The sequence below is a fragment of the Methylorubrum podarium genome (assembly GCF_040270385.1).
GTDB lineage: Bacteria > Pseudomonadota > Alphaproteobacteria > Rhizobiales > Beijerinckiaceae > Methylobacterium > Methylobacterium podarium.
This window is the reverse complement of record NZ_JBELQE010000089.1, coordinates 56,986-69,160: the sequence shown is the minus strand read 5'-3', so window position 1 is coordinate 69,160 and position 12,175 is coordinate 56,986. Positions and strand designations below refer to the sequence as shown.

10 protein-coding genes are annotated in these 12,175 nt (G+C 69.8%); 2 read left to right on the top strand and 8 right to left on the bottom strand.

Features of this window, described 5'->3' with window-relative positions:
• The 6 genes from ABS772_RS17460 to ABS772_RS17435 form a co-directional block, all read right to left on the bottom strand.
• The coding region (locus tag ABS772_RS17460; RefSeq protein WP_350396064.1) for a GTP-binding protein at positions 1–103 on the bottom strand (103 nt) is incomplete at its 3' end.
• 40 nt (positions 104–143) lie between these two features.
• Positions 144–2,219: an elongation factor G gene (gene fusA, locus ABS772_RS17455; protein ID WP_238254382.1), complete on the bottom strand. Its 2,076-nt coding sequence runs from the start codon at positions 2,217–2,219 to the stop codon at positions 144–146.
• 63 nt (positions 2,220–2,282) lie between these two features.
• Entirely contained in the window at positions 2,283–2,753 is a 471-nt protein-coding gene (gene rpsG, locus ABS772_RS17450; protein WP_017485508.1) for a 30S ribosomal protein S7, read from the bottom strand.
• 124 nt (positions 2,754–2,877) lie between these two features.
• Positions 2,878–3,249 carry a 30S ribosomal protein S12 gene (rpsL, locus tag ABS772_RS17445; protein WP_004447775.1) on the bottom strand — a complete coding sequence of 124 codons (372 nt, stop codon included), beginning with the start codon at positions 3,247–3,249 and terminating at the stop codon, positions 2,878–2,880.
• A gap of 388 nt (positions 3,250–3,637) precedes the next feature.
• Positions 3,638–7,105, bottom strand: a complete 3,468-nt coding sequence (locus ABS772_RS17440; RefSeq protein ID WP_350396060.1) for an SbcC/MukB-like Walker B domain-containing protein — start codon at positions 7,103–7,105, stop codon at positions 3,638–3,640.
• A gap of 552 nt (positions 7,106–7,657) precedes the next feature.
• Complete coding sequence (locus ABS772_RS17435; protein ID WP_350396058.1) at positions 7,658–7,885, bottom strand: hypothetical protein; 228 nt, start codon at positions 7,883–7,885, stop codon at positions 7,658–7,660.
• Positions 7,886–8,347: 462 nt separating this feature from the next.
• On the opposite strand from ABS772_RS17435, the gene ABS772_RS17430 reads away from it, so the two are divergent.
• Positions 8,348–9,298, top strand: coding sequence for a bifunctional helix-turn-helix transcriptional regulator/GNAT family N-acetyltransferase (locus tag ABS772_RS17430; protein WP_350396057.1), 951 nt, complete (start codon positions 8,348–8,350; stop codon positions 9,296–9,298).
• 89 nt (positions 9,299–9,387) lie between these two features.
• On the opposite strand, the gene ABS772_RS17425 is transcribed toward ABS772_RS17430, so the two are convergent.
• Both ABS772_RS17425 and ABS772_RS17420 read right to left on the bottom strand, forming a co-directional pair.
• Positions 9,388–10,017 carry an alpha/beta hydrolase gene (locus tag ABS772_RS17425; protein WP_350396056.1) on the bottom strand — a complete coding sequence of 210 codons (630 nt, stop codon included), beginning with the start codon at positions 10,015–10,017 and terminating at the stop codon, positions 9,388–9,390.
• A 73-nt stretch (positions 10,018–10,090) separates the two neighbouring features.
• Entirely contained in the window at positions 10,091–11,020 is a 930-nt protein-coding gene (locus tag ABS772_RS17420; RefSeq protein ID WP_350396055.1) for a ring-cleaving dioxygenase, read from the bottom strand.
• Positions 11,021–11,159: 139 nt separating this feature from the next.
• Here ABS772_RS17420 and ABS772_RS17415 point away from each other — a divergent pair, with 139 nt between their 5' ends.
• Positions 11,160–12,101: a LysR family transcriptional regulator gene (locus ABS772_RS17415; RefSeq protein WP_350396054.1), complete on the top strand. Its 942-nt coding sequence runs from the start codon at positions 11,160–11,162 to the stop codon at positions 12,099–12,101.
• Positions 12,102–12,175 lie beyond the last annotated feature (74 nt).

Genomic DNA, 12,175 nt, shown 5'->3' with positions numbered 1-12,175 from the left:
CCTTGGTGATCGCCGCCGTCAGCGACGTCTTGCCGTGATCGACGTGCCCGATCGTGCCGATGTTGCAGTGCGGCTTGGTACGGGAGAACTTTTCCTTACCCATCTGGGCCTCCTAATCGTCAGTGTCGTGGGTCGAAGAAGCTTTACGCGTACTTGGCGATGACCTTGTCGGCCTCGCCGCGCGGCACTTCCTCGTAATGGTCGAACTGCATCGTGAAGTTGGCGCGGCCTTGGCTGAAGGAGCGCAGCTGGTTCACGTAGCCGAACATGTTGGCCAGCGGCACCATCGCGTTGATGACGTTGGCGTTGCCCCGCATGTCCTGGCCCTGGATCTGGCCGCGGCGGGAGTTGAGATCGCCGATCACCGAGCCGGTATACTCTTCCGGGCTCACGACCTCGACCTTCATCACCGGCTCGAGCAGGACCGAGCCGCCCTTCTGCAGCGCCTCGCGGAAGGCGGCGCGGGAGGCGATCTCGAAGGCGAGCGCCGAGGAGTCGACGTCGTGGTAGGCGCCGTCGATCAGCTCCACCTTCACGTCGACCACGGGGAAGCCGGCGAGCACGCCCGCGCCGAGGACCGAGTTGAGGCCCTTCTCGACGCCGGGGATGTACTCCTTCGGCACCGCGCCGCCGACGATCTTCGACTCGAACGAGAAGCCGGCGCCCGGCTCGTTCGGCTCGACCACGAACTTCACCCGGGCGAACTGACCGGTACCGCCGGTCTGCTTCTTGTGGGTGTAGTCGATCTCCTGACGGCGGGTCAGCTTCTCACGGTAGGCGACCTGCGGCTGGCCGATATTGGCATCGACCTTGTAGGTGCGGCGCAGGATATCGACCTTGATGTCGAGGTGGAGCTCGCCCATCCCCTTGAGGATGGTCTGGCCCGACTCCTGGTCCGTGGAGACGCGGAAGGACGGGTCCTCGGCGGCGAGCTTCGAGAGCGCGATGCCGAGCTTCTCCTGGTCGGCCTTCGACTTCGGCTCGACGGCGATCTCGATGACGGGCTCGGGGAACTCCATCTTCTCGAGGATGACGGCCTTGTTCTGGTCGCACAGGGTGTCGCCGGTGCGGGTATCCTTGAGGCCGGCCAGGGCGACGATGTCGCCGGCATAGGCCTCCTTGATGTCCTCGCGGTTGTTGGCGTGCATCAGCAGCATGCGGCCGACGCGCTCCTTCTTGTCGCGCGAGGAGTTCAGCACGCTGGTGCCCGACTCGACCTTGCCCGAGTAGACGCGGCAGAAGGTGATCGTGCCGACGTGGGGGTCGTCCATGATCTTGAAGGCGAGCATGGAGAAGGGATCTTCGTCCGACGGCTCGCGCTTGACCGGCTCCTCGGTCTTGAAGTCGAGGCCGTCGACCGCGCCGCGATCGATCGGGGACGGCAGGTAGTCCACGACCGCGTCGAGGAGGGGCTGCACGCCCTTGTTCTTGAAGGCCGAGCCGCAGAGCACCGGGTGGAAGGCGCGCAGCTGCACCGCGCGACGCACGAGGCGGCGCAGGCCATCCTCGTCCGGCTCCACGCCGTCGAGATAGGCGGTCATGGCGTCGTCATCGAGCTCGACGCAGGCCTCGACCAGCTTGGTGCGGTACTCGACCGCCTGATCCTTGAGCTCGGCCGGGATCTCCTCCTCGGAGAAGTTGGCGCCCAGCGCCTCGCCCGACCAGACGATCGCCTTCATCTTGATGAGGTCGATCACGCCCTTGAAGTTCGACTCGGCGCCGATCGGCAGCTGCAGGCAGACCGGCTTGCCGGCGACGCGGCCGATGATGTCGGCGACGCACTTGAAGAAGTCGGCGCCGATCTTGTCCATCTTGTTGACGAACACGACGCGCGGCACGTCGTACTTGTCGGCCTGACGCCACACGGTCTCGGTCTGGGGCTCGACGCCCTGGTTGCCGTCGAGCACGCAGACGGCGCCGTCGAGCACGCGGAGCGAGCGCTCCACCTCGATGGTGAAGTCGACGTGGCCGGGGGTGTCGATGATGTTCAGGCGCTTGTCGCGCCAGAAGCAGGTGGTCGCAGCCGAGGTGATCGTGATGCCACGCTCCTGCTCCTGCTCCATCCAGTCCATCGTGGCGGCGCCCTCATGGACCTCGCCGATCTTATGGGACTTGCCGGTGTAGTACAGGATCCGCTCGGTCGTCGTGGTCTTGCCGGCATCGATGTGGGCCATGATGCCGAAGTTGCGGTAGTCCTCGATCGCGTGCGTGCGGGGCATCGGGGTCTCTCCGGGAGAAAGCGGGCTCGGAGCGCGGCCCGGTGGCCGCGCTCTACGGACGAATTACCAGCGGTAGTGCGAGAAGGCGCGGTTGGCCTCGGCCATCCGGTGAGTGTCTTCGCGCTTCTTGACGGCGTTGCCGCGGTTGTTGGCGGCATCGAGCAGCTCGGCGGAGAGGCGCTCGACCATGGTGCGGTCGTTGCGGCCGCGGGCGGCCTGGATCAGCCAGCGGATCGCGAGAGCCTGGCGGCGCTCGGTGCGGACCTCGACGGGGACCTGGTAGGTCGCGCCGCCGACGCGGCGGGAGCGGACCTCGATCGCCGGGGCGACGTTGTCGAGCGCGGCGCGGAAGACCTCGATCGGGTTGGCGCGGGCGCGGCTCTCGACGAGGTCGAAGGCGCCGTAGACGATCCGCTCGGCGGTCGACTTCTTGCCCTCGTACATGATGGAGTTCATGAACTTGGTGAGGACAATGTCGCCGTACTTGGCGTCCGGGATGATCTCGCGCTTCTCGGCAGAGTGACGACGGGACATGGTTCAGACTCTCGAAAAATTGGCTTTAAGCACCTCACGCAGGCCGCCTTGAGCGAAGAGCCGGCGACATCCTTGTGAGGCCGTGGAAATGGCCGTCCGAAGAAAATGACTTCGGACGCGGGTCTTACTTCGGACGCTTGGCGCCGTACTTCGAGCGACGCTGCTTGCGGTTCTTGACGCCCTGCGTGTCGAGCACGCCGCGCAGGATGTGGTAGCGCACGCCCGGAAGGTCCTTCACGCGGCCGCCGCGGATCATGACCACGGAGTGCTCCTGAAGGTTGTGGCCCTCGCCGGGGATGTAGCCGATCACCTCGAAGCCGTTGGTCAGGCGCACCTTGGCGACCTTACGCAGAGCTGAGTTCGGCTTCTTCGGGGTCGTGGTGTAGACGCGCGTGCAGACGCCGCGCTTCTGCGGGCAGGCGTTGAGCGCCGGCACCTTGTTGCGCGCCTTCTGCGCCTTGCGCGGCTGGGCGATCAGCTGGTTGATCGTCGGCATCCTGTGCCCTCTTCATCCGGCCGCGCGGGGCGGCCACCGCCTGAAACCTGTCGAAGCCCCTTGCGGAGCGGTCGGTCCGCAGGCGAACCTGCGGCAAAACGAATAGCGCCAGAGGCCGATCAGGGCCTTTGGCGATGGTGAGGCAGAGGATCACGCCGGAGACGACGCGTTCTTACCCGCTGATCTGACGAGTACGTCAGGGTGTGATGCCGGTATCGGTCTGACGACGGTCGCCGAAGCCCCTGGCTTCGACCCGAAAGCGACTCTCGATCCACCGGAGTGGCGCGCTTCTACGCGTGAGGGTCGGCGCCGTCAATGCCCGGAGAGGATAAAGTTCGGTGAACGGGCCGCTCTTCTGCGGCCAAGCTAATGCCCGGCCGGATCACCGCTATTCGGCCGCATCCGTGAGGCGAAACGCCTCGATCCCGCGCCGCTCCGGGTTGATTTCGGCGAGCGCCCGCTTGGCGGTCTCGAGCGGGTGCTCCGCCTCGATTCGGACCGAGGCGAGATCGGGGCTCTTGTAGACGGTGACGACGGTGTCCATCACCTCGGTCAGGGTCGTGCGCTTGTCCTCCGGCGCGGCGATCAGGAGCTGCAGGCCCCAGGCGCGGAAGAGGTCGACCAGCGACTGGCTGTTGCGCACGTCGAGCTTGGAGAAGGCTTCGTCCAGCAGGCAGAGCCCGAGGCCCGGCGTCTCGTCGCCGGGACGGTCGCCGGGATAGTAGGCCGAGGCCATGGAGGCGGCGATCGCCACGTAGAACGGCGCCTGCGCCTCGCCGCCCGAACCGCGCAGGGCCCGGCTCGACAGGGTGGTGCGGTTGCCCGCCCGGTCGCGCATGCCGATCTCGTAGACGAAGTAGTTGCGGTAGTCGGCGAGCCGCGCCGCGCTCTCCTCGCCCTCGATCAGCGCGGTGATCTCGGCGAGCGCGGCCGCGAGCGGGCTCTTGTCGGCGCCGTCCTCCGGGCTCGGCAGCACCGCCTGCGCCGCGTCGGGGGAGCGGGCGACCTCGGTGGCCAGCGCGTGGACGGCGGCGTAGCGCCGGTCCACCTCCGCCTCGAAGGCGTAGGTCTGACCCGTGAAGGTCTGCGAGGCGAGGCGCTCGTTGAGGGCGTCGAGCCGGGCGCGCATCCGCTCGAACTTGTCGGCGAGCCGGGTCAGCAGATCCTCGGTCATCAGGCGGCGCATCTCGGCCTCGGCGCGCAGCGACTGGTCGCGGTAGCGGCGCAGCTCGTGCCCGGCCACCTCGTCGCGCTCGCGCACCGCCCAGGCGTAGCCGAAGGAGGCCGGCTGCTCGCCCGAGCCCAGCGGGTTCTCGACGCGCCACGCGGCGCAGTACTCGGCGAGGTCGCGCTCGGCGGCGCGGCCCTGGTTGCGCACGCTGTCGGCGGCCTCGCGGGCGGAGGCGCGGGCCTGCGAAGCGAGGGCGGCCAGCGCCTTGGTCTCCAGCGCCGCCCGGTCGGCCCGGGCCTGCGCGATGCCGGCCACCGTGCCCGGCACGTCGGCGGGCACGGTGCCGGTGAGGCGGATGCGCACCGTGTCGCCGGTGGTCCAGCGCCGGAGCGCGGTGCGGTAGGCCAGAAGCGCGGCCCGCGTCGCCTCCCGTCCCTGCCCCACGCGAGCCTTCAGCCCCGCCTCCTCGGCGAGCAGGGCGTCGCGCTTCGGCTCCAGCACCTGAACGAGTTCGGTGAGGTAGGCGGAGCGCTCCTTCTGAAGCTCCTTCAGCTCCGCCTCGATCACGCCGGCATCGGCGCGGGCGACCGTCTCCTGCTCGGTGGCCAGGCTCCGGCGGCGGCCCTCGATGGCGTCGGCCTCGGCGCGCAGGGCCTCAAGATCGACCGGCGCCTCGGCGAGCCGGCCCCGCAGCAGGCTCGCGATGCGGGCGGCCTCGCGCATCACCGTGGCCTCGGCCCGCAGGATCCGCGCCTCCTCGCGCGCCTCGTCGAGGCGGCGGCGGGTCTCGGCGGTCGGGCCGCGCTGGCCGCGGGTCATCATCAGCGGCACGGGGCGCACCACCGAATAGGCCATGCCCGCGGTCGAGCGCCCGCTCGGCGCCACCGCCCGGCTCATGCTGCGCAGCGCCGCGTCGTCGGGCGCGAGGTCGTAGCCGCCGAGCCTCGCGGCGAGGAAGGCTTCCGCGTGGTCGCTGTCGGTCTCGATCAGGCCCATCGGCCCGTCGTCGAAGCGCCGGGCCGCGCGCCGCGCCGTGTCGGTGGTCTTCACCAGCAGGCAGCGGAAGAACTGATTCTTTCGCGCTTCGAGGAGCGCGAAGGCGCGGTCGAGCCGGTCGGGCTCGACCACCAGGGCCTCGCGGGCACGGCCCAGCAGCCCTTCGAGCGCCGGGCCCCATTTCGGATCGACGATCTCGGCGAGCTCGCAGATCGGCGCCGCCTCGATCCCGAGCCGCCCCAGTTCCTCGCGAAACGCCTCCGTGTCGGAGGACAGGCGCGCGGCGGAGGAGCGGCCGGCATTCACCTGCGCGTCGAGGCCGCGGACCTCGTTCTCGCGCTCGCGGGCCTTGAGGGCGAGGTCTTCCGCCTCCTCCTCCAGGGCGCCGGCCACGTCGGGCATGTTCGCGAGGCCGTCCAGCAGAGCTTTGAGCGGCCCATCGACCCTTAAAATGTCCTCCGGCGGCGCCTCGCGGCGCAGCCCCGAGCGGGCGCAGGCCTCGACGATGCGCGCCGCCTGAAGATCGATCCGGCGCAAGGGGCCGCCGATCGCGCTGAGGCGGCCGGCCTCCTGCACGAGGCCGACGATGGCCGCGAGGCGGTTCGTCAGGTCGCGCCGGTCGCGGGCAACCACGGCGAGGCCGGCATGCGAGGCGGCGAGCCGCGCCTCCGCCGCGCTGCCGACGATCAGCGCCTTGCGGGCGGCGATCTCGGAATCGATCTCGCGCACGAAGCCCTGGCTCGTCGCCACGCTCTCGCGGGCGATGCGCAGGCGTTCCGACGTCTCCGCGAGGAGCCGCCGGGCCTCGGCGTGGTCGAGGATGCGGCGGCGCAGGTCCGCGCCGGCGGCGCGCATCTCGTCCAGCGCGGCGGTGAGGCTCGCCCGCGCCCAGGCCTCGTAGCGCTCGCAGATGCGCGAGAGGTGGGCGAGGCGCTTCTCCAGCTCCTCGATCGTCTCCAGGAGCCGCCGCCACGTCTCGATCGACTGGCGGATGCGGGCAACGTCGAGCGGCTCGGCCTCCAGCACGAAGCTGCGGACGAAGGCGCTGGTGTCGAAGATCGGCTTGAACGCCACCGCGTTGGAGAAGGTGCGCAGGAACTGGCGCGGATCGGGGGTGGCCGCACCCTCGCGCAGGGTGGCCAGCACGGCGGCGGTGAAGCGCTCGCCGGAGGTGCGGAACTCCTCGAAGCTGTCGGCCCGGCGGCGGAGATCCGCGGCGACCTCGGCCCAGGGGGCGACGAAGCTGCCCTCCTCCGTCTCGCGGACGTAGTCGGCGATCTCGAAGCGGTGGCCGATCGCGACGAAGCGCGAGAGCGTCTCCTCCTTCGGCTCCTCGGAACGGGCGGCGAGCGCCAGCCCCACGGTGACCACGCGCCCGCTCGCGGGGTTCTCGAAGACCAGGGCGATGAGGGTCTCGCAGGCCTCCCGCGTCGGGCGCCCGCCCTCGGCCGGGTCGCTGATCCAGCCGAGGCAATAGTCGCGCACGGTGCGGGCGCTGCGGCCCGAGGCGGAGGCGTTCAGCGCCAGCCGGCTCGCGTTGTTGCCCGCGAGCACGGTGCCGACCGCGTCGAAGATCGTCGATTTGCCCGCCCCGGTCGGACCGACGAGCGCCGCCGCGCCCCGGATCCGGATCTGCTCGCGCCGGATGAGGTACCAGTTCGAGATCGCGATGTCGGTGAGGCGATACACCGGCCCGGCCGCTTTTCCCCGAGGTGGAACGAGTGACAGCGCAATGGACGCTGCGCCCGACGCATGCAAGGGCGGGATCGCCCGAGGCGGCGGGTCACGCCTCGATCGGCACGACGCGAGGCTGCCGGAATCACCGGTGAGGCGCCCGCTGTGCGGACCGATGGCGGGGAGCCAGCAATCACCGACCCGTGATTTGACGAAACGGCGGCAATCCGAGACCAGAACCGACACGTTGCCGATCTGGGTCTGACGCGCCGAACAACTGCCTCGGCCCCTCCTCAACGACAAGTTTACGAAGGCCGTTCGATTACTGTCTTTTCACGGTCACATGCGTAGTTTGCCGCGGGCGAAGACCATCGATTTTGACACAAACGCAAAACGATCCGTGCCATACGACGAGAGCTTCCCTCCGTCCGCCCAGAACATTGAATGTCGAGATGTCCGCCCGCCGTCCTCGCCTGACTTACGGGATCCTGTTTGTTGTCGCTTCCATTGTCCTGTGGGGCACGGCATCATGGCTGAGCGGCAGCATCATCTGGGTGTGAGGCCGGTTCAGATACTCTTCTTGTAGGCGATGTAGCCTCCGAAAATATAACCTCCCTGCAGGGCGCAGAGGGAGGCGGCCATCATCAGCATGTCGGCAACAGTGAAATGGCCGCTGTGAAATTGATAGATGACCCGCACAACGACAACAACGAAACTCGCGACGGCAAGCATTCCCCAGTGGTAGAAGAGGCCGATCAGTACACCGGCGACCACGAGCAATAAAATCGCTAGCACTGGATCATGATCCTGATCTGCCGGCTCGGCACCTGACAGCCTTCTCGTCGAGATCTCTCCTCAGGCTACCCTCTCGTCGGAGCGCGCGCAAAGGCGCGCATGGCGTAAAACTAGGCTGACTTTGCAGGTTCCCGGTTATCGAACGACATCGTTAACGGACCGGTCACCTTGAGGAGGGGGCCGGACAAGGACGAGCCTCCTCGCTTCAGAATACAGGTTCGTGCAGCAACGTACCCGGAAGCCGTCGAGCGCGCATGCGACGAATTCCGTCGGGCTTAAGCCTCACCAAACTCCCGGTCACCGTCGTTTCCCTTCGACCACGACGGCGCAGCGGGCGTTTTGTGAGAGACACTAACACTCACTTGCCGCGTTCTCGCGGTGGTTTCCGTCCCGTGGCGACACCGACTCGCCCGGCCCATCAAACTAGTTGACTCCGTCAACTTTCATGGCGACGTTGACGCCATGGAAGAGACAATCGCCGCATTCCGCCGCTTCAACCGGTTCTTCACGGGGATCGTCGGCGCACTCGACGAGCAATTCCTCGGCTGCGACCTGACGCTGCCGGAAGCGCGCCTGCTGTTCGAGATCGCGACGCACGACCCGGCGGAGGGGGCCGTGACCGCGCGGGCGGTGCAGGCGAGGCTCGGCATGGATGCGGGCTTCGTCAGCCGGATCCTCACCCGCTTCGAGCAGCGAGGCTGGATCACCCGCGCCCGCGGCGCGGATGCCCGCGTCCGGCCGATTCGACTGACCAAAGCCGGACGCAGCGCCTTCAAGGAGGTGGATGGACGGCAGCGCGCGTCCGTGGCTGGCCTCATCGGCGAATTCGACGCGGTCCAGCGGCGTGATTTGGCCGAAGCGATGGCACGGGTGCGCCTGCTGCTGCAGCCCGAGACGGCGTCACGCTTCGCGATCCGACCGTTCCGCACCGGCGATATGGGCCTGATCGCGGCCCGCCAGTCGATGCTCTACGCCCAGAGCCACGGCTGGGGCCGCGGCCTGGAGATCGTCGAGGGCGAGGCCACCACCAATTTCCTTCGGGATTTCAAGCCGGGACGCGAGCAGTGCTGGGTGGCGGAGATCGACGGCGTGATGGCGGGCTCCGTCTTCCTCACCGATGAAGGCGACGGCGTCGCGCGGCTGCGGCTCCTCTATGTCGAGCCCTTCGCCTGCCGCCGCGGCATCGGCGACGCACTGGTCGAGACCTGCATCGGCTTCGCCCGCGAGACGGGCTATGCCCGCCTCACGCTGTGGACCCATACGGTTCTGGAAGGCGCCCGACGGATCTATGCCCGCCACGGCTTCGCCTGCGTCGAGACCGCGACCCACACCGCCTTCGGCATGCCGGTCGAGGGCGAGACCTGGCTGCTGCATCTGCACGAGCCGGTGGAGGCATCGGGACAGGCGGCGTGACGGGGGCGCTCACCCCCGCCACGTCTCGTCCTCTCTCGCCGAAAAGCCCGACCGCCGCCGGTCCGGAGCAGCCGTTCCGCGACAAGCGCTTAGCCACCAAAATTCCTGGCGAGCCAAGCCCCCGCGGCGGCGAGATCGGCCTGCGACAGGCCGTGCCCGGCCGGGTTGACCGTGTGGGTCACCGCCGCGCCGGCCTGCCCGAGATTTGCTGCGAGCCGCTCGGCGTTGTCGGCGGGCACGATCGGATCGAGGGCGCCCGAGAGCAGCAGCACCGGGCGGCCGGCGAGGTCCGCCCGCGGCATCTCGGCGAGCGGCACCATCGCCCGCAGCAGCACCGCCCCCGCCAGCGCCTGCGGGTGCAGGAGCAGGGTCGCGGCGGCGATGTTGGCCCCGTTCGAGAAGCCGACCGCCACCGGCGCGGCGAGACCGTAGGCGGCCCGCGCCTGCGCGACGAAGGCGGCGAGGTCGCCCGCCCGGCGACGGACATCCGCCTCGTCGAACACGCCCTCCGCGAGCCGGCGGAAGAAGCGCGGCATGCCGTTCTCCAGAACCGGCCCGCGCGGCGAGAGCAGCGCGGAGCCGGGCGAGAGCGCGCGGCCGAGGGGAAGCAGGTCGGTCTCGTCGCCGCCGGTGCCGTGCAGCAGCAGGAGCGGCGGCGCGCCCGCGTCGGTGCCGGGCTCGAAGCGGTGGACGAAGTCGAAGGTGACGCCGTTCGTCATGGCTGTCTCCATTCCGTCTGAGAAGGGGGCGGCCGCCCGAGGGGATTCGGACGGCCGCGGGGGCGTGGCGGGGTCAGGCGACCTTCGGCAGCACCGCCTCGATCCGGTCGCGGTGCGGCTCGAGGAAGGGCGGCAGCTTCAGCCCGGTCCCGAGTTCCGCCGCCGGCTCGTCGATGGCGAAGCCGGGCGCGTCGGTGGCGATCTCGAACAGGACGCCGCCGGGCTCGCGGAAATAGACCGACCGGAAATACTGCCGGTCGCGCTGCTCGGTGACGGAGAGCCCGTGCCGGTCGCTCAGCCGCTCCGTCATCGCCGCCTGCACCGCGTCGTCGGCGGCGCGGAAGGCGATGTGGTGCACCGAGCCCGCCCCCTGCCGGCCGGGCAGGAAGTCGCCGACCGCGCGGAGCGTCACGAAGCCGCCCAAGCCCGCCCCGCTGCTCAGCCGGATCTGGCTGCCCTCGCGGGCCGCCTCCTCGAAGCCGAGCGCATCGGTGAGGATCGCCGCGGTCGCCTCCGCCCCGCGCAGGAGCAGGGTGACGCCGTGGAAGCCCCGGATCGCGGTCTCCGGCGCGATCCCCTCGGCCGCCCAGGCCGGCTCGGCCTCCGCCCCCTCGACGCCGACGAGCGCAAGGGGCATCCCGTCGGGATCGCGGAAGCGCAGCACCGTCTCGCCGAAGACGCTCACCGGCGCCTCGTGGGCGACGTTCAGCGAGACGAGGCGGTGCGTCCAGTCGCCGATGGCCGAGCGCGGCACGCGGAAGGCCGTCTCCGATACCTGCCCGATGCCGACCCGGCCGGGGGCGGCCTGGGCGATCGGGAAGAAGGTGAGGATCGTGCCGGGATTGCCCGCCTCGTCGCCGAAATAGAGGTGGTAGGTGCCCGGATCGTCGAAGTTGACCGTCTTCTTCACGAGCCGCAGGCCGAGCACGCGGGTGTAGAAGTCGATGGTGCGGGCGGTGTCGCTCGCGAAGGCCGTGACGTGGTGGATGCCGTGCGCGCTCATGGTGCGGATCTCCTGTCTCGAAGGATCGCCGCGGGGACGTCGTCCGGTCCGGGCCGCGATCGGTGTGAGCGCAATCTGGCCCTTGCCTCATCCGATGAAAACGGAAACGATTGAAACGCATCGTTTCCGGATTTGATCTATGGCAAAGCTCCCCGATTTCGAAGCCTGGGCCGTGTTCGCGGTGGTGGCCGACGCCCTCTCCTTCGCCCGCGCGGCGGAGGAGCTCGGGCTGTCGAAGGCGACCGTCTCGAAGGCGGTGGCGCGGCTGGAGACCCGGCTCGGGGCGCGCCTGTTCCACCGCACCTCCCGCCGCCTGGCGCTGACGGAAGCCGGGCGCTCGGCGCGGGAGGATGCGGCGGGGCTGCTCGCCGCGGGCGAGGCGGCGGAGGCGCGGGCGCTGGACGCCAACGGCGTGCCGCGGGGCCGGGTGCGGCTCGCGGCACCGATGTCCTTCGGCGTCGCCCATCTCGCGCCGGTCCTGCCGGAATTCCTCGCCGCGCACCGCGAGGTCTCGGTCGATCTGCACCTGTCCGACGCGCTGGTCGATCTCGTCGGCGGCGGGTTCGACCTCGGCCTGCGGATCGCCGCGCTGCCCGATTCCTCGCTCCGGGTGCGGCGGCTCTGCGGCGTGCGGCGCTCGCTCGTGGCGACGCCCGCCTATCTCGAACGGCACGGGCCGCCGCAGCATCCGGAGGATCTGACCGGCCGCGCCTGCCTCGGCTACGCCTACCTGCCGACGCCGGACCGATGGCCCTTCACCAACGCCGCCGGCGAGACGGTCACCATCGTTCCCGAGGGTCCGCTACGGGCCAACAACGCCGACGCCCTGGCGCCAGCGCTGCGCGCCGGGCTCGGGCTGGCGGTGCAGCCGGACTTCACGATCTGGGAGGATCTGAAATCGGGCCGGCTGGAGCGGGTGATGCCGGACTGGCAGCCGCCGCCGATCGCCCTCAACCTGGTGATGCCGCCGGGCCTGCCGCGGCCGGCGCGGGTCTCGGCGCTGATCGCCTTTCTCGAACGGGCCTTTTCCACCGCGCCCTGGGCCCAGGAAGAGGCTTCGCCCCACATCGGCGTGCCTTGATCCCGCCCTCGGTCGGGATCAACGCGCCCAGCGGACGACCGCCGCCACGCATTCGCGTGGGCGAACGGCGATGA